25 protein-coding genes are annotated in these 23,570 nt (G+C 48.2%); 18 read left to right on the forward strand and 7 right to left on the reverse strand.

Annotation, left to right across the window (positions count from 1 at the left end; genetic code table 11):
* Positions 1-125 precede the first annotated feature (125 nt).
* Both BP97_RS0128945 and BP97_RS0128950 read right to left on the reverse strand, forming a co-directional pair.
* Positions 126-1,073, reverse strand: a complete 948-nt coding sequence (locus BP97_RS0128945; RefSeq protein ID WP_028552235.1) for a DMT family transporter — start codon at positions 1,071-1,073, stop codon at positions 126-128.
* A 105-nt stretch (positions 1,074-1,178) separates the two neighbouring features.
* Positions 1,179-2,153, reverse strand: a complete 975-nt coding sequence (locus BP97_RS0128950; RefSeq protein ID WP_036746742.1) for a glycerophosphodiester phosphodiesterase family protein — start codon at positions 2,151-2,153, stop codon at positions 1,179-1,181.
* 239 nt (positions 2,154-2,392) lie between these two features.
* On the opposite strand from BP97_RS0128950, the gene BP97_RS0128955 reads away from it, so the two are divergent.
* Together BP97_RS0128955 and BP97_RS37785 are read left to right on the forward strand one after the other, a co-directional pair.
* Positions 2,393-3,487, forward strand: coding sequence for a CgeB family protein (locus tag BP97_RS0128955; protein WP_028552237.1), 1,095 nt, complete (start codon positions 2,393-2,395; stop codon positions 3,485-3,487).
* 14 nt (positions 3,488-3,501) lie between these two features.
* Positions 3,502-4,587, forward strand: coding sequence for a glycosyltransferase WbsX family protein (locus BP97_RS37785; protein ID WP_051621037.1), 1,086 nt, complete (start codon positions 3,502-3,504; stop codon positions 4,585-4,587).
* 140 nt (positions 4,588-4,727) lie between these two features.
* Here BP97_RS37785 and BP97_RS0128965 read toward each other — a convergent pair whose 3' ends face one another.
* The 3 genes from BP97_RS0128965 to BP97_RS0128975 form a co-directional block, all read right to left on the reverse strand.
* Positions 4,728-5,153, reverse strand: a complete 426-nt coding sequence (locus BP97_RS0128965) for a hypothetical protein (protein WP_028552238.1) — start codon at positions 5,151-5,153, stop codon at positions 4,728-4,730.
* Positions 5,154-5,352: 199 nt separating this feature from the next.
* Complete coding sequence (locus tag BP97_RS0128970) at positions 5,353-5,673, reverse strand: antibiotic biosynthesis monooxygenase (protein ID WP_028552239.1); 321 nt, start codon at positions 5,671-5,673, stop codon at positions 5,353-5,355.
* A 61-nt stretch (positions 5,674-5,734) separates the two neighbouring features.
* A complete protein-coding gene (locus BP97_RS0128975; protein ID WP_036746745.1) occupies positions 5,735-6,550 on the reverse strand; it encodes a GNAT family N-acetyltransferase in 816 nt (271 codons plus the stop codon).
* A gap of 150 nt (positions 6,551-6,700) precedes the next feature.
* Between BP97_RS0128975 and BP97_RS0128980 the strand changes: the two genes are divergently transcribed.
* The gene (locus BP97_RS0128980; RefSeq protein ID WP_028552241.1) at positions 6,701-7,288 is read left to right on the forward strand and encodes a YdeI/OmpD-associated family protein; all 588 of its coding nucleotides are present in this window, start codon (positions 6,701-6,703) and stop codon (positions 7,286-7,288) included.
* A gap of 1 nt (position 7,289) precedes the next feature.
* Here the strand turns inward: BP97_RS0128980 and BP97_RS0128985 are convergent, their stop codons facing one another.
* Positions 7,290-7,937, reverse strand: a complete 648-nt coding sequence (locus BP97_RS0128985; protein WP_028552242.1) for a DUF2306 domain-containing protein — start codon at positions 7,935-7,937, stop codon at positions 7,290-7,292.
* A gap of 112 nt (positions 7,938-8,049) precedes the next feature.
* Between BP97_RS0128985 and BP97_RS0128990 the strand changes: the two genes are divergently transcribed.
* From BP97_RS0128990 to BP97_RS0129055, 14 genes are all read left to right on the forward strand, one after another.
* Positions 8,050-8,622, forward strand: a complete 573-nt coding sequence (locus tag BP97_RS0128990; protein WP_028552243.1) for a DJ-1/PfpI family protein — start codon at positions 8,050-8,052, stop codon at positions 8,620-8,622.
* Between the two features lie 38 nt (positions 8,623-8,660).
* On the forward strand, positions 8,661-9,113 hold the full coding sequence (locus tag BP97_RS0128995; RefSeq protein ID WP_028552244.1) for a GNAT family N-acetyltransferase: 453 nt from the start codon (positions 8,661-8,663) through the stop codon (positions 9,111-9,113).
* A 30-nt stretch (positions 9,114-9,143) separates the two neighbouring features.
* Entirely contained in the window at positions 9,144-10,991 is a 1,848-nt protein-coding gene (locus BP97_RS37790) for a sensor histidine kinase (protein WP_051621038.1), read from the forward strand.
* 29 nt (positions 10,992-11,020) lie between these two features.
* Positions 11,021-11,791 carry a response regulator transcription factor gene (locus BP97_RS0129005; RefSeq protein ID WP_028552245.1) on the forward strand — a complete coding sequence of 257 codons (771 nt, stop codon included), beginning with the start codon at positions 11,021-11,023 and terminating at the stop codon, positions 11,789-11,791.
* A gap of 205 nt (positions 11,792-11,996) precedes the next feature.
* Complete coding sequence (locus BP97_RS0129010) at positions 11,997-12,356, forward strand: hypothetical protein (protein WP_028552246.1); 360 nt, start codon at positions 11,997-11,999, stop codon at positions 12,354-12,356.
* 291 nt (positions 12,357-12,647) lie between these two features.
* Positions 12,648-13,733 carry an ABC transporter substrate-binding protein gene (locus tag BP97_RS0129015; protein ID WP_028552247.1) on the forward strand — a complete coding sequence of 362 codons (1,086 nt, stop codon included), beginning with the start codon at positions 12,648-12,650 and terminating at the stop codon, positions 13,731-13,733.
* A 78-nt stretch (positions 13,734-13,811) separates the two neighbouring features.
* Positions 13,812-14,747 carry a nucleoside hydrolase gene (locus BP97_RS0129020; RefSeq protein ID WP_028552248.1) on the forward strand — a complete coding sequence of 312 codons (936 nt, stop codon included), beginning with the start codon at positions 13,812-13,814 and terminating at the stop codon, positions 14,745-14,747.
* Between the two features lie 27 nt (positions 14,748-14,774).
* Complete coding sequence (locus tag BP97_RS0129025; protein ID WP_028552249.1) at positions 14,775-15,596, forward strand: ABC transporter permease; 822 nt, start codon at positions 14,775-14,777, stop codon at positions 15,594-15,596.
* A 6-nt stretch (positions 15,597-15,602) separates the two neighbouring features.
* Complete coding sequence (locus BP97_RS0129030) at positions 15,603-16,391, forward strand: ABC transporter permease (RefSeq protein WP_028552250.1); 789 nt, start codon at positions 15,603-15,605, stop codon at positions 16,389-16,391.
* A gap of 15 nt (positions 16,392-16,406) precedes the next feature.
* Entirely contained in the window at positions 16,407-17,471 is a 1,065-nt protein-coding gene (locus BP97_RS0129035; RefSeq protein ID WP_028552251.1) for an ABC transporter ATP-binding protein, read from the forward strand.
* Positions 17,472-17,494: 23 nt separating this feature from the next.
* Positions 17,495-19,207 carry an adenine deaminase gene (locus BP97_RS0129040; RefSeq protein WP_028552252.1) on the forward strand — a complete coding sequence of 571 codons (1,713 nt, stop codon included), beginning with the start codon at positions 17,495-17,497 and terminating at the stop codon, positions 19,205-19,207.
* Positions 19,208-19,568: 361 nt separating this feature from the next.
* A complete protein-coding gene (locus BP97_RS0129045; protein WP_028552253.1) occupies positions 19,569-20,249 on the forward strand; it encodes a hypothetical protein in 681 nt (226 codons plus the stop codon).
* A gap of 146 nt (positions 20,250-20,395) precedes the next feature.
* Positions 20,396-20,677 carry a hypothetical protein gene (locus BP97_RS0129050; protein WP_028552254.1) on the forward strand — a complete coding sequence of 94 codons (282 nt, stop codon included), beginning with the start codon at positions 20,396-20,398 and terminating at the stop codon, positions 20,675-20,677.
* A gap of 197 nt (positions 20,678-20,874) precedes the next feature.
* Positions 20,875-21,480, forward strand: coding sequence for a hypothetical protein (locus tag BP97_RS0129055; RefSeq protein ID WP_028552255.1), 606 nt, complete (start codon positions 20,875-20,877; stop codon positions 21,478-21,480).
* Between the two features lie 55 nt (positions 21,481-21,535).
* On the opposite strand, the gene BP97_RS0129060 is transcribed toward BP97_RS0129055, so the two are convergent.
* On the reverse strand, positions 21,536-22,345 hold the full coding sequence (locus tag BP97_RS0129060) for a copper amine oxidase N-terminal domain-containing protein (RefSeq protein WP_028552256.1): 810 nt from the start codon (positions 22,343-22,345) through the stop codon (positions 21,536-21,538).
* Between the two features lie 320 nt (positions 22,346-22,665).
* Here BP97_RS0129060 and BP97_RS0129065 point away from each other — a divergent pair, with 320 nt between their 5' ends.
* Positions 22,666-23,505 (forward strand): glycosyltransferase family 2 protein, encoded by an 840-nt coding sequence (locus tag BP97_RS0129065; protein ID WP_081824416.1) that lies wholly within the window; start codon positions 22,666-22,668, stop codon positions 23,503-23,505.
* Positions 23,506-23,570: the final 65 nt, after the last annotated feature.

The following is a 23,570-nucleotide window of genomic DNA, read 5'->3' on the forward strand; positions in this document are numbered from 1 at the left end:
GTTATCAATGTTACAATAATTATACCATATTAACGCGGTGCTGTATTGAATTAACTGAACAAAAGAAAAGCTGTCGAGACTTACTTTCTCGACAGCCTGAGAAGAACCTTCACGGTTCTTCTTTTTTACGTTCCAAGCTCTTTCGAGCTTGAGACAGGCTTCGTCTGTGTGCAGAGACCCCTTCTAGGCGAATAGGTGCCAATAACGATGCCTACCGTCGTCAATACGAAGGCCAGCATATGAATCCATTGAATCCGCTCGCCAAGGAACAGTACGGCCCCGATCATACTGGCAAACGGCATGCCGTTGATGAACATGGCCGTTTTATTGGCGCCGAGCAGCTTGATGCCGTGGTTCCAGCCGAGCGTGCCTAGAGAAGAGGCGACCCACGCGGACAATAGCATGACAGCCCAGCCCATTCCTGAGAAATGGACTTCCTGGTATGCGGTCGGTCCATATTTCACGAAAGCTCCGATGTTCAACAGTACTCCTCCGATTAAAGTAGAGTAGGCGGTTGTAACAAGAGTGGGGATGTTCGTGGCGGCAATGGTTTTGATCAACAGTCCTCCGACAACATAGCCGAGCATCGATAATACCATAATCAGGTCGCCCCAGCCGGACACTTCGATGGAGGCATCCGCTGCGCTGGACAGCACTACAATAACCACGCCAGAGAATCCGGCCAGTATGCCGAAGAGCAGCCTAAGGTTCATTTTTTCTCCGACGAATATAGCGGCCAGCAGAGCGGTCGTGAGCGGATTCAGTCCGAGAATGAGGGAGGCGTTCGTCGCGGTTGTCGTTGCAACACCAGATGCCAGGAACAACTGGTGAATAAAGATAGAGGTTAACCCGATCAGCCCGAGCAGCAGCCACTGCTTCGGGCTAGGCTTGTACCAGCCATATTTGCGTATGGCAAACGGAAGCAGAGCCAGACCCGCAAGCGGCATCCTTACGGCAGCCACTAGAAAGGGCGGAGACGTTTCCGTCAAAAATTTGACCATTACAATATTGAGCCCCCATGAAATGACAACAAAGGCCAGAACAACATAAATCCATCGGTTAGCGGTTCCCACTGGTTAGCTCCTATCTAGAATTTCTCAATCATTCCCTTACCCATTAAAGCACAGATCGTAAGGAAGGGAAATCCTCGATAAGCGCATAACCGTAAGTAAACAAGCTTACTTCCCTCTATACACAGGTGCAATTAGATCAATGCGGTTCGTCCAAATGCCTCCCGTGTAGTCCTCGGGAAGACGCTGTACGTCTTCTGGGGTATCGAATCCATGAGAAAATTCGGATCCGTCTCCTCCGACCACGATAACCCGGGTATCGGCCTTATCCATTCGTTCCAGAAAACGATTCGGCCACCCCCATAGCCAAGGGGCTACTTTCTCCGGAATATGGATTTGACTGTGTTCCATCGAAGCAGGAATAAAGCCGGTCCATCCGAGTGCCTCGTAAGTGATCACGAAACGGATTATAGAAGCTTTGGACATGGTCCGTAGGCCAGGAAGCAGCTTCTTCACCGCAGCTACCGGCTTGTCTCCGCCGTAAACGGCCAACTGTTCGAGTCGATTGGCCGGCAAAGCTTGAAGGTATTGGGCAAGCTGGACCCCCTCGTTAGCATCGTTGCTCTTAACATGAATGAGAAAGCAACGGTCGGGAAATGTCGCCAGAACTTCCTCAAGAGTAGGCATCTGCTGAACGCCTTTCCCGCGAAACGGATAGGTCTTCCCGCCGTCTGCCGTATAGCCGTAGCCGATATCGAGTGCTTGCAGCTCCGCCGTGGTATGGTCCCGGGTGACCCCAGTGCCGTTCGTACGGCAATCGAGCGTCCAGTCATGGAACACGACAAACCGGTTATCTTTCGTAGGCTGCACATCGAACTCCACGATGTCCGCACCTTCTCTGAAAGCTGCGTCCATTGAGGCTATCGTATTTTCCAAATACGGATATTCCGGTTGATAAATACGCTCGGCTGTACAGGTATCGTTGGTGATGCCTTCCATATGAAAGGTTTGGGCAAGTCCGCGGTGAGCAAGCAGTAAGGGGGCTCCATCTCGATGGGCAGCCAGCCGGGAGCTGTTCGTTACATAAATTAATGCTGCTGCAATGAGTAGAACGGCAACGACTTTTCGTTTGGACAATCTCATTTTAATACCTCCAACAAGTGCTGCTTCTCTATCAGGCAGGTCATGCTGCTATAGTTTAAGGATAACCAGTTAGCGGGAACGTAACAATGGAAGGGCTATAATAGATGAATGATAAAACTTCCATTAGCATGTCAGAAGCCCTTTTTGCTCTATGAGGTACACATGCCTTGAAGCTTCTGTCACGATGATTCATAGAATAGTTTGAAGCTGGAGCAATGACAGGAGTCGGGAGGTATGAAATGATTAGAAAGACGAGAAAATCCATCCAAGTATACCCGAACAAAAGCACATCCGTGAAGCCAAAAAGTCCACTTCAGTTAGATCCGTTATCGGAGCAGCTCTTAGTCAATAAGGTGATCCATTCCTTAAGAAATATGAACAGTCCTGAGAACGCAGGACTTGATGATTCGGCAATAATAAGAACGAAACCGGTTGTGAAAAAACAAATGAAGGTGCTCATCGTATCAACTTTGTCTGGGGAGACGGCTTGGCAGACCGATCTCGTCATTACGGAGCAATTCAGACACCTTGTTAAAGAAGTCGTTTCTGTAAAAGCAAATTACAATCTATCTGAAGCCATATATCAAATGAAGCCTGATTTGTTACTGGTGCTAGGTAATCAGGAGCTGCTGTCCAACGAAAATAGGATGATCCTCAAAACAACGCCCGTGAAAAAGGCGATATGGCTCACTGACGATACTGAAATGATAGAAGCGATTCGTCATGCTGCCTCCGTCTTTGACTGTGTGTTTACACAAAATGCCGTTAACATTCCGCTTTATCAGTATGTAGGCTGCAAGCAGGTCATCTATCTTCCGTTTGCTGCGGAGCGTTCTATCTTTTACCCCCAACAAGTTGAGGATAGCTGCCGATCGGATATTCTATTCATTGGAGATGCCTCTATAAGCCGAAATGAACTTATTCAAAGTGTCCTGGAGCTAGTAGAATCCAAAAAGGTGCTTGCTATCGGAGCGGGCTGGGAGAAGTATGACCAAGTCATGCGGGTACAGCGGGATTCAGGATTAAGGGAGTATTACAACGGTGCGGAGATTATCATTAACTGGCAGTCTTCACAACGCCAAGTACTAGAGATTGCCGCCTGTGGGACTTTTCAATTGGTTGAGGATCATCCCAATTTATACGGCTACACGAGTCCCGACGAAGATATCATCGCTTTCCGCAATGCGGGGGAACTTACGAAGAAGCTTCAGCATTATTTGACTCAGGCCGATCAAAGACGAATTGTTGCAACCAAAGCGCTGCTGGGAAGTAAATACGATTATTCCTACCTGCAAATGGTCATCAAGCTGCTAGATGCTGTTCTTAACAGCTAAAGGAGGTTAGCGGATTGAAGCTGATCGCTTTTCTACTACCCCAATTCCACCGTATTCCCGAAAATGATATGTGGTGGGGCGAGGGCTTTACGGAATGGACAAATACCCGAAAGGCTCGGCCGTTGTACCCGGGTCATGAGCAGCCTAAAGAGCCGTTTCGCGAGTACTACTATGATTTAACCGATCCTGCAGCAAGAAGATGGCAGGCGGAAACCGCCAAATCCTACGGCATCTACGGATTTTGCTATTATCATTATTGGTTTAATGGCAGGCAGTTGCTCGAGAAGCCGTTCCATGAAGTACAGACAAAGGGAGAACCCGATTTTCCTTTTTGTTTATCTTGGGCTAACGAGCCATGGACGCGCAAATGGGATGGGGATGAGCATCATGTTCTCATGCCGCAGGAATACGGAGAAGAGCAGGAATGGGAAAGGCACTTCTTCGCTTTATTGGATGCATTCCGGGATGAGCGTTATATTCGGGTGGACGATAGGCCCTTATTTATATTATATAGACCTTCCAAGATTCATCGGTGTGAGGATATGCTTCAGTATTGGAATCGACTGGCAAGACAAAACGGATTAAAAGGCATTTATTTTGTTCGTACCTTAGGGGGATTTGAGATTGCCCATCAAGCGGGCTTTGACGCAAGTGTGGAGTTCGAGCCACATTACACCTTTGCACATAGCGGTTCACATCGATTATGGAGTCATATGAAGACGAAGGAACGGGATCATCTTGTATTCGATTACGATCAGGTATGGCAATCTATCTTGAATCGTTCTCCCCATCGAAGAAACGGAGAAAAAATATTTCCCGGGGCTTACGTCAACTGGGACAATACGCCGCGTATAGGTCTTGAAGGACAAAGCTGTATCGGCCCTTCGCCGCAAAAATTCGGCTGGTATTTATCGAAGCAAATCGAACGTGCTGTCACTCAGTACAAGAGCGAGTATTTGTTTATCAATGCGTGGAACGAATGGGCGGAGGGAACGTACTTGGAGCCTGACCAACGTTACGGGTACCAGTATTTGGAAGCGGTAAAGAAAGCATTGGAGTCATGTCGGGATGTTATTAAATCAAAGTGGTTGAACAAATAATGCTGTATTCACATAGAAAAAAGCACCGGCTGCTCCTAGTCTGATAAAATCTACTATGCCTAGAAACAAAGATGCTGGCACAAGCGCCGGTGCGTGGCTGAATCCCTTTGAAGCAGTTACGTTGGTGGTTCAATGCTATTTTATGCTTTTTGGATTGCGAGATGCGGAGTTCCTCCTGTTGTATCAATGAACAAGATATAATCGTTCCCATCCGTTCCTTTTAATAACAGTCCAGGCTGGTTGGCAATGCTCGAAGCGAAATAGCGCACCTGATGTCCGGTTGGAGGCCCGGGAGGAACGGTCGGAAGGGCTCGTACTCCCAAGCGATACTTGGCTGAAATATCTCCACCAACGGATAAGTGCTTTTTAATAGTTTCACTGCCGTTGACCTGCAGGCTTCCTTTTATAGTTTGATCACCGACCACTTTGAAATCGTTCATGACGGATTGATTTCCGTTAACTCGCAAATCCTTCATGATAGTTTGATTCCCGTCAACCTGGAAGTCTTTTTTAACTGTCTGGTTGCCAGTTACCATAACATTATCGAATACCGCCAAAGTTATCATCCCCTTTAGGACTTGTATACTGTATTGTATGTAAATCAATCCATTTGGACATAGAGTGGGTATACCGATTTTAACGGAAGCTTCTATATTTGAAGCCTATTTTTCATAGAATAGACGCATAGAACTAGAATAAAATGGTCTTATTACTTGAATGAAATAATAGACCGCCCTCTCCATGAGGAACGGTCTATATGGATAGTTAAGCCTGCGGGTATTTAACGGCTTTAACTTCATAAACGCTGCTTTTGGAGCTGACGATAAAGTCCGGCTTGCCATGCTCCCGTTCTCTTCTATGGCCCTCAAGGTGCGGCTCGCTCAGTTCCCACTGCTTCCAGCGTTCCTCCGATTCCCAACGAATCAAAATGACGACTTCTTCTTCACCTTTTCTAGCTTTCTTTACGAGAACACTTAAATCTACAAAGCCAGGGGACTTCTCAACGGCTGCTTCCCGGCTGAAGCGCTGCACGACTTGATCGGAGAAGCCTTCCTTAACGATGATCGTCAATGTTTCTATGAACATGAAATCAACACTCCCATTATGAAGAATATGGGTTTATATTAAATGATAATGATTATTAGTGTCAATTAAGCAAAGTCCAGACGGCTCTTGTCCAAGCAAGCCTCATACCGACACGCTCCATATTATGTTGGCTTGTGCTGGCAAAGCTCGCCTGTGCTGAGACAAGCTCACAATCTGCCTTGAAGGCCTCATGCATTCGACGGTGTAAAAGGGCGGTCTGTAATCCCCTGTTCCTGTATGAAGGCAGGGTGGCAGCCAGAGCGCAGGAGGCGATTCCACGGCTAAAGTGCATAGCCGCAACGGCCGCTGGCGTTTGGTCAACGTAAGCGAGAAATAGCTTCCAGCCTTGTCTATGGAGCAGACCCCTATTGTTGTTCAAGAAATGATGCTTGTGGGCAATAGACATGCCGGAGGCAATGCAGTGGACTTCGGCGTACAGATCGAATTCTTGAGCGTCGGTAATCTCGTGAATGTCAATATATGCAGGTGCTGTCGGTAGCTCTGCTAGAGGAAGGCCGTATAGAAAAGAATGAAAGCCCTCTTGAATCAATCCGCTCTTAGCCATAGTCCTTAACAGCTTTGCACTGGAGCCGGCGGGATCTATATCGATTTGGGGCTTTCTATCCCGCTCACGATAGAAGGCAATAATACTTTCAACTTTATCTGTGTCTTTATCGGACAGACCTTTAACGCTGTTAAATAAACCCCACGGCATGGTTTTAATATAATAGGCTGTAGTATTGCCGAAGGTGCTTATATCTACGCCTTCCGGATTATTTGCACGTTCGCCAATAGAGCTGATTCTTGAACTGAAATAATCGGTCTCAGCTTGTTGAAGCCTCTGAGCGAGTGCCTCTGTTAAGAGTGGTAGTTTCACAGAGATCTCTCCTGTTCTTTTTCAATAGGAATGGACTTGCATTATTCTAAATGTAACATAAATGAACAACAGGAAAACGAATCCAGGGATTGAATTTATATATAGAAGAAGGTGGACAGTAGCTATTCCATAGAAAGGGAGTGCAAGCATATGAACCCTATCTTTTTTACAACACCAGCTGAGTTCCGTACTTGGCTTGAAGAGAACCATGATAAGTCGCAATCGTTGCAGGTCGGTTTCTATAAAAAAGGCTCCGGAAAGCCGAGCATGACTTGGCCGGAGTCGGTAGACGAAGCATTGTGCTTTGGCTGGATCGACGGCGTTCGTAAAGGGATCGATGATATAAGCTACATGATCCGGTTCACACCCCGCAAGCGGAGGAGTATTTGGAGTGCTGTTAATGTTCAGAAAATGGACGAGCTGACGAAGCTCGGGAAGATGCGCCCGGAGGGGCTCCGTGCCTTTGCCGAACGGAAGGACGACCAAACCGCTATCTATTCATACGAGCAAGAGAGGGCTGCAGAGCTCGGCGATGCTTATGAGGCTGCTTTTCGTGCCAATGCGAAGGCGTGGGCTTATTTCCAAGAGCAGCCCCCCTCTTACCGGAAGACGGCCATTCACTGGGTAGTCAGTGCGAAGAAAGAAGAGACCCGACTTAAACGGCTTCACGAGCTCATTGCAGAATCCGAGCAGGGCGGAGTGCATTCGCGATGGAAATGGAAGAGTAAGCCGGAATAATTCATGCGGTTAATGATTTGCTGACGGCTTTTTTTCTCGATAAGCGAATCAGCACCTCGATGAAGATCAAGTTTCCAATCCAGCACATCCATGCGGATAACCTGTAGGGAGGCTCCATCGGACCTCCGAACAGAGGCGTCAGCGCCAATAACCATACGCGAAAGGTGACGGCAGCTAATGTGAGCGCGTAGCTGCGCAGCATCCACTCCCTGTGAGCCTGAATTTGCTTATTCACGGCTTTTCTAACGGCAACCCAAGTAGATAGTACCCACAGAACGTCTAATACAAAAAAACCTAATCCCGCCATCCAACCGCCCGTTGCAAATATCGATAAGTAAATGCTGATCAGTCCGCTGGCCGTAATGGAGAGAACATACGCGTAGCCGAGCATTCTGTGGCGCCGGACTCCTTTTCTTTTTGGACGGATGAACAGCTGAAACGGTCCGATAGCGACGGCTAGACAGGCGGTTACGATGTGCACGTAAAGCACATAGATCCAAGGTGCGTAGTGAAAGTCCGGCTTTTTGAGTTTTTGGGTTATAAGCCCTGCTTTGTGCGGGTCTGCAAAGCCATACTGCATGATGACATAGGCAAGCAGGACGAACGCCAGAAATGAAACGATCAAACGAATGGAAATCTTTTTAACCATGTGAGACTCACTCCTCGTTTATTTTTTATTGCTATACAAGACGATGGGGCCGAATCGACCCCTTCATTTTTCTGGAAAATATTTTATGAGAAAAGGATTGGGGCGAAACATCATGGGACAGATTCTGTGCTTTATATCTGAGGATTTTGCGGATTTTGAGATCACATTAGCCTTCCACAAAATAAAAAACGTCGGCAAAAAAGAAGTGCTTTGCGTGGGATACGATTCTAATCCGGTGGTCAGCGAGTCCGGCTTGACTTACAAGCCCGACTTGACTCTGAACGAAGTTATGGAGCTGAAGGACGTAGAAGGGCTCATTATTCCCGGCGGTCCAATACGCAATCAGCAAACGGAGCTTACCGAATTAATACGTAAACTGGATAGGGAGCAAAAGCTTCTTGCAGCCATCTGCAACGGCCCGCAATATTTGGGTAGAGCCGGTATTTTAGCCAACCGGAGCTATACGACCTCCTGCTCTGCAGAGAGAATCATACAGCTGGGCGTAGACGACCCGTTTCCGCGGGAGCAATATATTGAGAAGCGTGTTGTAAGGGATGGACACGTCATTACAGCTAAGGGACGGGCATTTGTGGATTTCTCTTTCGAGCTGTTTGACTATATGAATCTGTATGAAGGACGAAAAGAGGAGCGGGACCAGCTGTTTAGAGATATTATGGACCGCTGATTGACTTCGTAAGAGATTTTGAAATAAGGAGATATGCAATGAAAATCAGAGAATTACAATCAAACGAACCGTATCCGATGGATCTGCTGCTGTTGGCCGATCCTGAAGAGAGCGTTATTCAAACCTATATAGAACGATGCCGCTGTTATGTGATGGAACTCGAAGGTAACATCGTAGGAATCACTGCATTGCTTCCGACAAGGCCGTTGACCGCTGAGATCATGAATATAGCGGTGCTGGAGACGATGCAGGGACAAGGATTAGGGAGGCGCCTGCTTACTCATGCCATTCAAGTTTCCAAGGAGCTTGGCTTTCGCAGAATAGAAATAGGAACGGGCAATTCGAGCGTCGGACAGCTTCACTTATACCAGAAATGCGGCTTTCGGATTATTGGCGTGGATACGGATTATTTTGTTCGAAACTATGAGGAGCCCATTTACGAGAATGGCCTGCAGTGCAGAGACATGATCCGGTTGAAGCAGGAGCTGTAACGAAGTCGGACACATGAGGTGAACCCGCCCTTGCAAGCATGGAACAAAACTGCCGATGCGTTCCAGCGTTACGTGCTGCTTCGCAACCGAACGCTTACGGCCAAAATGTTTTTTTACTCGGCATTGATCGTCGTCTTTCCGTTGCTGCTTGTAGGGACGATTTCGTACCAACGGTCGTCGGAAGTTCTGGAGCAGGAGGCAGGACAGTACAGCTGGCAAATCATAGAGCAGGTGAAGGCGCACGTCGAATACTACGTTCAGGATTTTGAGATCGATACGCTTCGCATCATTAATCATCCGGATATGAACCGCTTCTTGAAGTTGCGGACGATGGAGGAGATGAAGCAGAGCGGAATCCAGACGGATATCGAGCAGGTGTTGAAGAATGCCGCGTACTCCCGTTCAGATATCAGCAACATTACGGTCATTGTGCACGATGAGCAGGTCATTGACGCTATCGATTATGACAGCCCTTATTCGGCCAAACAGCTGCAGCAGGAATACTGGTATGCATCTATCCCGGAAGATAGCTCCCCCAAGCTTATAAGCCGAGTGGTAAGGGGAAGAGATCATCAGGAGCAGGTCATATCGATTGTGCGCAGGTTAATAAGTCCGAATACGCTGGAGCCTATCGGCATTATGATCATGGATGTAAATTTTAAGCGCATACAAGAAATCGCGGAAAAGGTGGCAATCGGACGTACGGGCTTCCTTTACATGATCGATGCCCAGAACCATTACGTGTACCACCAAGACTTGCAGCAGGTCGGCAAGCCTGCTAATCTCAAAAGCTTTGAAACGATGCTGACTCAGGAAAGCGGCTCGATGGCGGATGATGACAAGCCGCGTAATTTTTTGACGTTCAGCTTATCGCATTACTTGGGCTGGCGTCTCGTCACCTCGATTCCTTATTCGGAGCTAACCAACGGTGCCGCGTACATTGGGCGTACGATCTTCTGGACGCTGATTGTTTCGCTTGCCGTTGCTTATTTGCTCGGGATAGGCTTCGCGGCCAGTTTGGTGAATCCGATTCGTCGGTTGCAGCGCTTTATGAAAAAGGTCGAAGTCGGTGATTTCTCCGGCAAGCTGGAGGTGCGCTCGAAGGATGAATTAGGCCTGCTGACGCATGGGTTCAATAAGATGGTCGAGAAGCTCGAGGACCTGCTGGAGGAAATATATTTCACCCGCTTGCGTGAAACGGAGGCCTCTTTGCGCCAAAAGGAAACGGAGCTAAAGGTACTCCAGTCGCAGATGAATCCGCATTTTCTATACAATTCATTGGAAACGCTGCGCGGCATGGCTCTCGATAAGGATATGGACGATATCGCCTCTATGGCGGCCTCACTCGCCAAGCTGCTGCGCTATAACCTCAAGAACGCTTCCCCGAAGGTGACGCTGTATGAGGAGCTGGGCTTCTGCAAGGTGTACTTGCGCATTCAGAAGTATCGGTTCGAGGAGAGGCTCGAATACGAGCTGGATGTGCCGGATTGGGCTTTGGAGCAGCATATTGCGAAGTTCTCGCTGCAGCCTATCGTAGAGAATAGCATGATCCATGGGATTGAGCCGGGTGTTGGCTTAATGCACATTCGCATAACGGCAGAGCGAGACTCAGAGCATTCCTTCTGCGTCGTTATACGAGATACCGGCGTCGGGATGTCAGAGGAGCAGCTTAAATGGATCCACCACGATCTGGAAGGGAAGGATGTACTCGCAGGGGGAGCTCATATTGGAATTGCGAATGTGCATCGGCGGATCGCTTATTTGTACGGCCCGACGTTTGGAGTGTCACTACACAGCCTGAGTGGACATGGAACTGTGGTACGGATACGGCTTCCTTATGAAGAGGTCAAGGAAGAACGGCTACTAGAAGCATGGTGAACTACTAGCGGAGAGGGGCAGGTACATCAGTGTATCGCGTTATGCTGATTGATGACGAGCGGTGGGTACGTACTTCTTTGAAAAAAGTGATTGAAAAAACAGGGCTGCCTTTTAGCGTCATTAAGGAAGCTTCTGACGGTCTGGAAGCGTTGGATTGGCTGAAAAGCAACGAAGCGGATCTGATCATGACGGATGTGAAGATGCCCGTGATGGAAGGATTGCGGTTCGTTCAAGAGGTTCGAGTGCGCAATCGGGGTCAGCCTATTATCGTTGTTAGCGGCTATGATGATTTCCAATTTGTTCAGCAGGCGCTTCGCTCCGGTGTGTTCGATTACTTGCTCAAGCCGGTTGAGCTGGAGGATATGCGGCTGTGTCTTAACAAATGGATGAGTCAGCATCAGCCTCCACTGCAGGGGGAAGTGCCCAAGGCACCGGTAACGCAGCATAAGCTGGAGCAATCGCCTATCGAGCAGGTACAGGCTTACATCCGAACCCATTTATCGGGTGAGATTACGTTAACCAGGGCAGCGGCACTCGTTCACTTGAACCCGAGCTACTTGAGCCAGCTGTTCAAGCAGCAGCTAAACCGCAATTTCGTCGATTATATCGTCGAGGTGAGGATGGAGGAGGCCAAACGGTTATTGAGCGCCACCTCGCTACGGATCAGTGAAGTAGCTGACAGGGTAGGCTACTCAGACGTGGCCTACTTCAGCAATACCTTCAAAAAGTGGAACGGCTGCACCCCCTCGGAGTACCGCAAAGAACCGGGGAGAAGCACGAACGGTGCTGCGGAGGCTTGAAGAGACAGGCTGTTTTTGGATGCAACGAGGAGCCAAACCTAACGAACATTTGTTTTTCATTCGGAAAATTCCCTGGTTTTTGTTAAAAATTAGGACTGGAAGTCTTTTTAAATAAAGAAATCCGAACGATTGCTTGAAAAAGAGCGTTTAATTCAGTATTATTAATTTATATTCGAATCCGATGACAGTTTTAGAAGGTGAACCTGTGTCCCTAATCGATTCTAATGAATTTAAAAAGAAGCTGTGTCACATCTACAACGAGGTGTCAAAGGAATTGTTCGGATTCGGCACTACACTGCTTAAAGCATCGATTGAGAGCAATATCATCACGTTTCAGGCTAGGCACCGCCGCTCACCGCGGTCTACCGCTTTAGAGGGCGAAGCGCCGACGCTGAAGTACGAGGTTGATTTTTACATGTCGTCGATCTATAAGAAGCGAATCCGTGAAAGGCTCGAGCAGGAGATGGGGCTTTCCATCGAAGCGGTCCTTAGAGACTACGACCCGCCGACGCAGTGGGCAATAACCAATATTATTTTAGTCGGAAACGACCGTAAAACTGAATAGATCGGCTGTTTCTCTCGGATCTATCTGAAGAGGAAACCGAACCTACTTAAGAACAACAGATCCGCTGGACATTGTTTACAATGGAAAGTGCTCTTGTTAGAAGCTTTATTTCTATCAAGGGTACTTTTCTTTTTTATTATATGAATTCAAAAGCAAGAGGGGGCGTCGGTTGAGAATTAGAGATAAAGTATGATGCGTGCATAGATTGCTGTGATTGCAAAATACTAGTAAATATTTCATGCAGCCGATTCTTTACAACTACATTTAATCAACTATTGGAGGTCAATGACGATGCAAAAAAGATGGGTTCAAGGTGTACTTTCACTTTCTGTTCTGGGACTGGCTCTTACCGGATGCGGCGCGCCAAAAGAACAAGGAGGAGCGGCAACGGACAACAAGGCGGCAGATAAAGGGGCGCCGACACAGCTGGTTATCTCCACTTGGGGCTTCTCTGAAGACTTCTTCCGCAAAGAAATTTATGAACCGTTCGAGAAAGAGCATAATGTCAAAATCGTGCTCGAAATCGGCAACAACGCCGAGCGTCTGAACAAAGTCAAGCAAGGCAGCTCCAATGTAGACCTTATGTACTTATCCGATTATTATGCTCAACAAGCTATTGAAGCGGGATTGTTCGAGAAAATCGACCGCAGCCGCATAACGAACCTGAACAATATCTATGATGTAGCTAAAGCTCCTCTTGGTGAAGACTACGGTCCTGCCTATACGATCGGCCAATTAGGCATTGCTTACAACCCAAAAGCTCTTGGCGGTAAAGAAATCAAATCATGGGCTGACCTGTGGAGTCCGGAATTGGCGAAAAAGCTGACCATGCCTAACATTACGGCAACGAGTGGCCCAATGATCGTAGACGCGGCTTCCCTCGTAGCTGGCAGCAGCACGTTCAATGAAGACCAAGCCTTTGCCAAATTGAAAGAGCTGAATAAATCGGTCGTGAAATACTACGGTCAAACATCCGAATACGTTAACATGCTGGCACAAGGCGAAATCGCTGCCGGACCGATCATGGAAATGTACGTGAAAGACTTGAAAGCCGCTTCCCCGGATGTGAAATTCGTAACTCCGACTGAAGGAGCTTACGCAGTCATGAATACGATTAACGTCGTTAAAGGAAGCAAGAACAAACAGCTGGCTGAAGATTTCATCAACTGGCACTTGAGCAAGGAAGCGCAAGAGAAATCCGCTAAAGCGCACATCGACTCTCCGGTTAACAAAACATTGACGCTAACACCTGAAGAAGCTCAAGGCATTACTTACGGCGCCGATGTTGTTGCTAAGCTTCGCAAGCTGGATATGAAATTCGTGAACCAAAACCTGAAAAAATGGATCGACCGTTTCAATAAAGAAGTAACTCAATAAGCAAGCAGCTAGCAGATTAGTGAGGGGTATATGACATGACTATGGCATGTACCCTCATTTTTTCTCTAAGGAGGTCCCATGAGTAGGAAAAAAGTCATTCTCGACGTGGATACGGGAGTCGATGACGCTCTCGGCATTCTGCTTGCGGTTCGCAGCGGACAGTTCGATGTTCTAGGGATTACAACGGTGAACGGTAATGTATCGCGGGATCAGGCAACCGTGAACACATGCAAAATATTACAGCTGCTGGGCTGTGAGGACTCGATTCCAGTCTATAAGGGAGCGGACCGACCGCTGCTGAGACAATCGTTCTTCGAGCATCGGGTACACGGGCAAGACGGTATTGGCGGCGCTTTAAGCGATATGTCCGTACACAAGGAGGCTTCCGACGGCTTCGCGCCGGATGTCATCATCGAGACTGCGCGCCGCTATCCAGGCGAGCTGACTGTCGTCGCAACCGGACCGCTTACGAATGTGGCATTAGCGCTACGGCAAGCACCGGAGCTGGTCGATCTCCTCAAGGAGGTCGTTGTGATGGGCGGGGTTGTAGGCAGCTACGGCAATGTGACTCCAACGGCGGAGTACAACATGTACGTAGACCCGGAAGCAGCGAAGATTGTGTTCCACGCAGGCTTCCCTTCCCTCACGTTAGTTGGGCTTGATGTAACTCGGAAGGCACTGCTGACAGAGGAACATATGCAGCTGCTCGGCGATTCGCCTATCGCGCAATATATCCGCGAGAGCACCTTGGATTATATGAAGCGCTACTATGAGCGCAATGGCATTCACGCCTGCGTTATGCATGATCCGCTAGCCGTAGGCGTAGCTTTGAACCGCGATATCGTCACGACTCGTCGCTATTATGTAGATGTCGAGACCCGCAGCGACCTGTGCGATGGACAAACCGTCTGCGATTTTCAAAACCGCTTGTCGAAGCAGGCTAATATGGACGTTTGCGTGGATATCGATACGGAAGCATTTCTACAGCTATTTACGCAATCGCTGAAAGCCTAGCCTTACAAGAACAGGAGCCATAGCTACATGAAGAAAACGTACTACTATGTATTACTGCTGCCGGGATTTCTGTTTTTGCTGTTTTTTATGCTGATCCCGATTGTAATGACGATAGGGTCCACATTTTTTCAAGAGGGCCGATTTACACTGGAAGGATATCTTCATTTTTTTAAAGATCCGTATTTTCTTAAAATATTATGGACGACGCTTGAGGTCAGCATTGTGACCACGCTGCTGTGCATTCTGCTCGGCTTTCCGGTGGCGTACTATATTTCCAAACAAAGCTTGAGGAAAAAAGGCATCCTGCTTGCACTCGCTATTTTCCCGCTGCTTACAAGCTCGGTAGTTCGTTCCTTCAGCTGGATGATCGTGCTCGGGAAAAAAGGGCTGCTTAACAACGCCTTAATTGCGTTGGGGGTTATCCAAGAACCGTTGGATATTTTGTACACGCCAGTAGCGATGATGATCGGTCTCATTCACTTATTCCTGCCGCTCATTATCATTACGCTTGTAGGGGTTATGGAAAATATCGATCCCGACCTGATCAAGGCGGCAGAGAGCTTGGGAGCGGCCCGCTTTACAGCCTTCCGCAAGGTCATTGTTCCTCTCAGTATTCCGGGCTTGATCATCGGCAGTATTTTGGTGTTCGTCGGCAGCTTGACGGCGTACACGACACCAGCCTTGCTTGGAGGCAAACAGAAGGTTATCTCGACCTTCCTGTATCAAAATGCGATTACGTTAAACGACTGGTATTTGGCTTCTGTCGTCGCTACGATCATGATTGCGATCACGTTTGTGGTCATTGGAATTATGAATAAACTGGCGAATAAATTCAATCCGAAGGAGTAGATCCGTATGCAGGAGAACAATCGAGGGCTTGGCCTGTTTACGCTTCTGGTCTACGCTTTTTTGCTGGGTCCTCTCATTATTATTGCCGCCGCCTCATTCGATCCGGGAACGGTGCTGAAATTTCCGCCGCAAGGCTTTTCGTTCAAATGGTATGAAAATATTTTCAAAGTGAAAATGTTCATGGAGACGTTCAAGACGTCCATTTTCGTTTCGCTGCTGGGCAATGTATTCGCGCTTATTCTCGGGGTTCCGGCCGCTTATGCTTTAAGCCGATTCCAGTTCAAGGGCAAGGATACGCTGAATGCGGTATTTATTTCGCCGGTATTGATTCCGGGTATCGTGCTCGGCTTTACGATGCTGAAGTATCTCATCATCATGTATCATCTGCCGATTTACCTTTCTCTGCTGTTCGGGCATACGGTTATTATGCTGCCGTTCATTATCCGCGTCATCGCGTCCAGCTTGTCGAACTTCGATTTCTCGATCGAGGAGGCGGCTTTGAGCTTGGGTGCAGGGCATCTGGCGACCTTCTTCAAGGTGGTGCTGCCGAACATCAAGTCAGGGATTATCGCTGCGGTGCTGATCGCCTTTCTGGAATCGTTCAACAACGTGGATATTTCCGTCTTCATGACAGGTCCGGGAGTCAGTACGCTTCCGATCCAAATGCTGACCTATGTAGAGAACCATTTTGACCCGACGATTGCTGCGATTTCGGTGCTGCTTATGATTTTTACGGCGGTCCTAATGTTCATTATCGAACGCATTATGGGATTGTCCTACTTTACAAAACGATAACGGGGGATTTAATCCATGGCATTGCTATCCTTGGAAAACGTATCGGTTGCCTACGAGCAAAATGTGATATTGAAGGATTTTAACCTGAATATTGAAAAAGGCAAGCTCATTTCGCTGCTAGGCCCGAGCGGCTGCGGCAAAACGACGACATTAAGGCTTATTGCCGGTTTTTTGGAGGCCAGAGACGGCAAATTTATGCTGGGTGGCAAAGATTATACACGGGTGCCGGTCAATAAACGGAACTTCGGCTTCGTGTTCCAAAGCTACGCGCTGTTCCCCCATCTATCGGTTTACGATAATGTGGCATTCGGGCTGCGCCTTAGAAAAGTGAATGAGTCGGAAATCTCGAAAAGAGTACAAAACATTCTGGAAGTTGTCAGCTTGGGAGGCTTCGAGAAGCGGTTCCCTAAAGCGTTATCCGGCGGGCAAAAGCAGCGTGTAGCCATCGCTCGGGCACTTGTTATCGAGCCTGACCTGCTGCTCTTCGATGAGCCGCTCAGTAACCTGGACGCTAATCTGAGAATCAACATGCGTGTGGAAATCCGCCGCATTCAGCAGGAGCTCGGCATTACAACAGTTTATGTCTCTCATGATCAAGAGGAATGCTTCTCGATCTCGGATCAGGTGGCGATTATGAACAAAGGGATTATCGAGCAACTCGACAGTCCGTCCACAATCTTCAAATTCCCGAAGACAGAGTTCGTCGCACGGTTTATCGGCTTTAATAATTTCATTCATTTCGATGAACGGCGTGAGAATGGTGGAGAGGTCGAGCTGAAGGTCAAAGATATGCTATTCTGCGTACCGAAGCTTTTGGGGACGAATGCCAATGGGAGCCTCAAGGGCGCCATCCGTCCGGATGACGTTGTTATGGGTACGGCGGAAGAGCTGTCCGCAGAAGGAACGAACCGTCTCCCGGGTCGTGTGAAAGTCAGCACATTCCTGGGCAGAAGCTATCAGTATGTCGTGGAAACAGCGCTCGGTGACTTTACGGTCAACAAAGAAATGGAGCTTCCTTATGTCAACGGCCGGGAGGTTCGCCTGCTGTTCCCCGGCGAAAAATTGGTATTAGTGGAGTAACGTGCTACTTGGGAGGTACAGGCATGCGAGTCGATTTATTCATCAAGAACGTTAACATATATAACAGTTACTTCAAAAAGTTCATTCAAGGCAACGCGGCGGTGCTGGACGGCAGATTCTTGTACATCGGTGACCGGGGTGAAGACAGCTTCGAAGCCGGTCAAGTCATCGATGGACAGGGGCAATATATGATTCCTGGTCTTGTCGACATTCACCTGCACATTGAAAGCACGATGGTAACGCCGGAGACGTTCTCTTACGGCTTGATCCGTAACGGCGTGACGACCATTGTGCCGGAACCGCACGAAATGGCCAATGTATTCGGGCTTCCAGGCGTAACGGAGATGATTCGGGCAAGCGAGCACTGCGTGGCGGATATGTTCTACGCCATTCCGAGCTCGGTGCCTGCAACGTCAATGGAGACAACAGGCGGAGCGATGGAGATAGAGGATATGGATACGTTGATGCAGTCGGAGACGATTGCCTGCCTTGGCGAAATCATGAACTATGTGGACGTCATTAACGATCCGGATTGCAAGACGAACCGGATATTGAATCACATTCGTTCGAAGTATCCGAAGCTGATTATCGAGGGCCATGTGCCTAAGCTGATGGACCTCGATTTGCAGCGGATCATTTATGCGGGAATCGATTCGGATCATACGCATCAATCGATAGAAGGCATGGAAGCGCGAATTGCTGCGGGCATGTTTATTGAAATTCAAGAGAAATCAATGACCGAAGAGGTCATGCAATATTTGATCGAACGGGATGTCGCCGAGCATTTCTGCTTTGTAACCGACGACGTTATGCCGGATTGGTTCCAGCGCCGAGGACACTTGAACCATATCGTGCGCAAAGCCATCCAGATGGGGATGACACCGGAGAAAGCGATTTATGCCGCTACCTTCACGCCTGCGCGCAGGATGAAGCTGAGTGATCGCGGAGCCGTGGCTCCGGGCAAGATTGCGGACTTCTCGCTGGTGTCCGATTTAGAACAATTGACCATTGGTCAAGTATATAAAGGCGGACAGAAGGTGTTTGATGCGCAGGAAGAGTACAAACCGCAAGGTCACCGTCATCCATTCCCTGCCCATTTTTACCAAAGTGTAAAGCTCCCGCTTTTGACGGAGTCAGATTTTGTTATCGGTACGGACGCTAAGGCTGGAGCTTACAAAGGCAGAGTGATGCTCGTTAAGAACGGTTCCACCTTTACGGAGGAGTATCACGGAGAGGTTGCTGTAAGCGAAGGCGAAGTACGCTGGGAAGAGAGCGAATACGGCTTGATCGCGACCTTTGATCGCTATGGCAAGACCGGAGGCAGAGCCTACGGCTTGATCGGCGGCGATACAATTCAACGCGGCGCGATCGCCACGACGTATTCACACGACAACCACAATTTGCTGGTTGTCGGGCACAGCCGTGCCGACATGATGCTGGCGGCCAACGAAGTCATCCGCAATCAAGGCGGCTTCTGCGTCGTGGAGAATGGTCAAGTACTGGCTAGCCTGCATTTGCCGGTTGGAGGTATTCTGACCGAGGAGCCGTTGGAGAAGACGGCTGCTGAAGTTCAGCAGCTTCGTGAAGCAATGGAAGCTCTCGGATATAACCACTATAATCCTATTATGTCTATCAGTACGCACTCTTTGCCGGTCAGCCCGGCGTTGAAAATAACCGATTACGGCCTCATTGACGTTAACCGCGGCAAGGTCGTACCGCTGTTATTAGAGAAATAGCGAAAAAAGAACCTGACGGTTTATTTCCGTCAGGTTCTTTGTATGTCGAGAAACCTATTTCTTCGAGGAGTGTCTGATACGGGAGGTGGGGTATCCTCTGGAGGAGCGAGAAGACCACCTTTGTTAACGGGAAATCACCGCAGTAAAGCGAATAAGTTGAAAATTTCCCGATAACAACAGTGGCCGGAAGGGGATACCCCACCGGAGTACCACGTACACTACTGAAGCTTTATGGGATTCCCGACACTCTTCGAACCTGACGGCATACTCCGTCAGGTTCTTTTTTCCCCACAGGAAATTTGGAAATGACTCGCTTCCCTTGTTATACTAGCTGTAAGTTTTGAAGATGGGAGTGGGGAGCATGGAATATCATCGTATTACCAATATTGCAGATCCGTATTTTAAGCAGATGCACGAGCTGATGCAAACGGTATTTCCACCTGAAGAAGTATTGGAATTCTCGCTATGGGAGGAGCCTCTGCTGGATGAGGGCATCCGGGTGTTCGTCGCTATTCATGAAGGACAAGTTGTCGGCTCTACCGAGTACCGGTATTATGAGGATATGCAGGTTGCAATGACTGACTTTACGATTATCGGACGCGAAGGGCTTGGCATCGGGCCATTTCTGGTTAAGCATCGGACACAGGATTTGCTGTCTCTTGTCCGCCAGCACGGCGGCAAGCTGGTCGGTATGTTCGCCGAGATTTACAATCCGTACTTGGCCGAGGATCATGGGTTTGGCGGCGTGAAGCCAATGAATCCGTTCGTGCGCCGAGAGGTGCTCTCGCATCTCGGATACCGCAGGCTGGACCTCGCCTATGTACATCCGTCATGGCATAATGACGGGGCGGCAGTGCAAGAGCTTGATTTAGGATTCATGCCTTTTGGTGACGAAGCCGATTCTGTAGAATCGATTCCTGCCAGCTTAATCAGTGGTTTTCTGGAGCGGTACTATACAGTGCTGCCGAATAAACCCGATGCTTGGTATGATATGGTTGCCCAATTAAAGCAGCGTGAACAAGTAGGGTTGCTTCCTATGTAAATTTAATATTTGAATGATTTCGGCTCTCGAGTTCAGGATACTGTGCTCGAGAGCCGATTTTATTTGCAAAAAAGATATAGCACATATTTGATAATTCCTATATAATAACTATGAATTAAAAGTGTTGAAACGGGGGGAACCATTTCATGAAGCAGAAGCATTGTCCTCATTGCTCGGAATCCTGCTCAGTCTACGAGTTTACTTGTGTGCATTGCGGTGAGGAATTGGTGAATAACGGCTATTTAATCGATTCGTTAACGTATTGGGACGTTCAGGAGCCTCCACAACCAGCTCGTATTCTGCTTTCACTGACCTTATTAAGTGCCTCCGCTGTTGCGGCTTCCTTACTTCATGCTCCGTTAGTCTTGTATGCAGGAATAGCGGCTGCTGCCGTGTATTATACGGCTACAAGAACGAATTCAGCTTGAAGCAAAACTGCACAGAATTTATTAAATGCGTTAAAGATATAGGATGTTGATTATAATTAACCCGCTGCTTTGTTAGCCGCGGGTTATTTGGTTTTGCATCTAAATTTTCTGTAATGCGGTATGGAACTATATTCCATTTTCAAGCGTCTTATTTTACGAAGAGAACTCCAATTTGGATTATCGGAGGCTGCGGCAGCGTGATGAAGAGGGCGCGGTTATTTTATATGGTTAAATGGGTATGGCTAGGGTGTCTGGTGGCTTTGCTTACGGGTACTTCCTATCGAATCCCCGTCATCGGGCTTACTGAGGTGACGGCTGTTAGCATAGCTGGAGGGCTTCCATCCATGGAAAAGCCGGAGCCTTTTAGCACGGAAGACTCGGGTGGTAAAGGCGTCATTGTGAAAGTAACGGATTGGTTAAACAAGTCAGAGGCGGTGGATGGTCCCACTCATTTCGGCAAGCACGGCTATCCTAACGTATTGGAGCTTAAGCTGACCAATAACCGGATGATTGTGGTTGAGCCTGCTTACCGCTGTGTAGAGCGATTCAATACAGACGGAAGCGGCACCAGGAGATGCAGTCCGGTCAAAGGTGAAATTGTAGTAACTAATCCTGATTCTACGAGAAAACGGTATAAATCACCGCTTCTCTACAACTGGCTTCAAGAAGGATGGACTCGAGAAGAGCGAAGAAATACGATTAAGCCTAAGGGAACATTAATGGAGAAGGACTTGGAGGAAAAGAGAAGCACCGCTAGCCGACAACAGCTGATGAATTGGGCTGCACTACGGCAATGCCTTTGAGGAACTTTAAGGTCCCCAGGATTAAATCCTGAGGACCTTTTGGTTGTTGTTTTGACTATTGAGCCTCCATAAAAGGCTTCTTATCTTTTAATTCGTAAGTCATGCCAGAAGTCGAGGTGCTCAGAAGCCACTGACCCGCAGCATCCTTGTACACTTGGCACTTAAATTGATACACGGCGGTTTCTGTAGGCGAGATAGTAACCCCGCTGCCGGTCTTCACAGCTTTGGAAACGGTGAAGCCTGCATCAAATGTTACGGTAGCCGCAGCGCCGTTGGCATTCATAGAAATATTAGTAATGTTCAGCTCGTTCTTCTTAATCCCGTCTGCTTCCGTAATAGCCATTGCGGTTTGGGTAAAGCTGCTGCTTTGTACCATGCTATCGATCAGCTTGCGGATGCGCTGCTCGGGATTTGTCGCAGGAAAATCGATATTGACGGCGCGGGTTTCTTCGTTCCAAGTCACATCCGCGCCTGCGGCTTCACTCACGAACCGCAGCGGTATGAAGGTGCTGCCATCTTTTATCTTAGGCGTTACTTCCAGATTGTGTTGATTCTGATTAACCGCAGCCGTTCCTTTGTTAATGGTTAACGTGAGCGTGAGATCGCCTTTTTTAGCAGAGGCAGTTTGAGTACTTTGATCCCAGCTTACCGTGAAGCCGAGCTTTTCGAACAAGGCACGCATGGGCACCATCGTGCTGCCGTTCTCGATATAAGGCAACTGATCCCAACTTACTTTATCCTGTTGAAGGTATACTTGAACCGTATTCGCATCTTGTGCATTTGCCAAGATCGGATAATCGAAAGGCAGCAGCATGGAGACGAACAGGGCAAGGTGTGAAAACCGTTTTTTCGTTAACCAAGGCATCGGAACATTCCTCCTGGTTCTAGTTGTATTTTTCCGAGTTTCTATATGATTCGGGAAGTTCGGTATTTATTAGGCTTTACGTTCGGTTTGTATGAGTCTATAGTTCCGCATCTAATAGGACTTCCACGTCCGGGCTGGAAATCCTTTTACCAAATGAGTCCAAAATCGTAAATTGGTATAAAAGACATGAGTTAGATTGTTCTGGAAAAGGTTATTGAGGCAGTTTCCCTTTTGCGTTTTTTTTGGTATCTTGACAATAGCAGCTTTTGAATAAAGAAGCACTAGGAAACGTCAGGTAAATAAGGGAGGCGAACCGGCAAATGGAACAACCGCTCGTTTCAGTTATTATTCCAACGTACAATCGGCTTGATAGTGTATGCGAATTGCTGGAATCGTTGTGCAGACAAACTTACCGTAATTTACAAATTGTACTTGTTAATGATGCCGGGGAGTCGGTTCGTGCTGTTTCTGAGCTGTACCCGGAGCTGGATTTGACGATTGTCGAGCTGGAAAAGAACGTTAGGCATGTTCAGGCGAGAAATCAGGGGCTTGCGTTTGCTCGTGGAGAATACATTCTATTATGTGATGACGACGACCTGCTGCTGCCAACACACGTGGAGAGGATGCTCGCCGCTATCGCGGATGCGGATATGGTATATTCGGACGTGGAGATATTCGATTACGTGCTGGAGGGTATGACACGGCGAGCCACGAAACGCTTCGTATTTGCATATGAGCATGATTTGGAGGCAATGCGCAGGTTCTCGACTTTCGTCTCCTCGGGATGCCTTTACCGCAAAAGCTTGCATGAGCGAATCGGGTTGTTCGATGTAGACATGTACCATTATTGGGACTGGGATTTTTTCTTAAGGGCATCTGAGCATGGGCAGGTAAAAAGGGTGCCGGCGGCAAGCGCCCTCTACGCATTCTCACAAAGCGGGAGCAATATGTCGGGTGCGCACGAAGATATGCGTCCTTATTTGGATCGCTTGTCTGCTAAGCATAATTTAGGTAAGCTTCCTACGAAAAATTTTTTCCTGCTGCTTGAAGAGCCTGAAATGCAAGAACGTAAGGCTGCTACAGAAGTGCTGTGGGATGGGGAACCGATTGTTTCGCGTAGAGCGGCACGGGCGGCTGGAGATCCAACAGGAGAAAAATAAGAATCAGGAAGCCCATCATGAGGCGCTAACCTTGTATAATAGAATAAACGAGCAGAAATCCGGAC

This window comes from Paenibacillus sp. UNC451MF, assembly GCF_000686845.1.
Taxonomy (GTDB): domain Bacteria; phylum Bacillota; class Bacilli; order Paenibacillales; family NBRC-103111; genus Paenibacillus_S.

What these genes read in the sequence shown, in the direction of transcription:
- BP97_RS0129050 (WP_028552254.1), top strand. Translation starts at nt 20,396, where the DNA reads ATGAAGCAGAAGCATTGTCCTCATTGCTCGGAATCCTGCTCAGTCTAC.
- BP97_RS0128970 (WP_028552239.1), bottom strand. Translation starts at nt 5,673, where the DNA reads ATGTTCATAGAAACATTGACGATCATCGTTAAGGAAGGCTTCTCCGAT.
- BP97_RS0129020 (WP_028552248.1), top strand. Translation starts at nt 13,812, where the DNA reads ATGAGTAGGAAAAAAGTCATTCTCGACGTGGATACGGGAGTCGATGAC.
- BP97_RS0129065 (WP_081824416.1), top strand. Translation starts at nt 22,666, where the DNA reads ATGGAACAACCGCTCGTTTCAGTTATTATTCCAACGTACAATCGGCTT.
- BP97_RS0128955 (WP_028552237.1), top strand. Translation starts at nt 2,393, where the DNA reads ATGATTAGAAAGACGAGAAAATCCATCCAAGTATACCCGAACAAAAGC.
- BP97_RS0129040 (WP_028552252.1), top strand. Translation starts at nt 17,495, where the DNA reads ATGCGAGTCGATTTATTCATCAAGAACGTTAACATATATAACAGTTAC.
- BP97_RS0129030 (WP_028552250.1), top strand. Translation starts at nt 15,603, where the DNA reads ATGCAGGAGAACAATCGAGGGCTTGGCCTGTTTACGCTTCTGGTCTAC.
- BP97_RS0129045 (WP_028552253.1), top strand. Translation starts at nt 19,569, where the DNA reads ATGGAATATCATCGTATTACCAATATTGCAGATCCGTATTTTAAGCAG.
- BP97_RS0128950 (WP_036746742.1), bottom strand. Translation starts at nt 2,153, where the DNA reads ATGAGATTGTCCAAACGAAAAGTCGTTGCCGTTCTACTCATTGCAGCA.
- BP97_RS0129025 (WP_028552249.1), top strand. Translation starts at nt 14,775, where the DNA reads ATGAAGAAAACGTACTACTATGTATTACTGCTGCCGGGATTTCTGTTT.
- BP97_RS0129035 (WP_028552251.1), top strand. Translation starts at nt 16,407, where the DNA reads ATGGCATTGCTATCCTTGGAAAACGTATCGGTTGCCTACGAGCAAAAT.
- BP97_RS0128965 (WP_028552238.1), bottom strand. Translation starts at nt 5,153, where the DNA reads ATGATAACTTTGGCGGTATTCGATAATGTTATGGTAACTGGCAACCAG.
- BP97_RS0128995 (WP_028552244.1), top strand. Translation starts at nt 8,661, where the DNA reads ATGAAAATCAGAGAATTACAATCAAACGAACCGTATCCGATGGATCTG.
- BP97_RS0128980 (WP_028552241.1), top strand. Translation starts at nt 6,701, where the DNA reads ATGAACCCTATCTTTTTTACAACACCAGCTGAGTTCCGTACTTGGCTT.
- BP97_RS0129060 (WP_028552256.1), bottom strand. Translation starts at nt 22,345, where the DNA reads ATGCCTTGGTTAACGAAAAAACGGTTTTCACACCTTGCCCTGTTCGTC.
- BP97_RS0129015 (WP_028552247.1), top strand. Translation starts at nt 12,648, where the DNA reads ATGCAAAAAAGATGGGTTCAAGGTGTACTTTCACTTTCTGTTCTGGGA.
- BP97_RS0128990 (WP_028552243.1), top strand. Translation starts at nt 8,050, where the DNA reads ATGGGACAGATTCTGTGCTTTATATCTGAGGATTTTGCGGATTTTGAG.
- BP97_RS0128985 (WP_028552242.1), bottom strand. Translation starts at nt 7,937, where the DNA reads ATGGTTAAAAAGATTTCCATTCGTTTGATCGTTTCATTTCTGGCGTTC.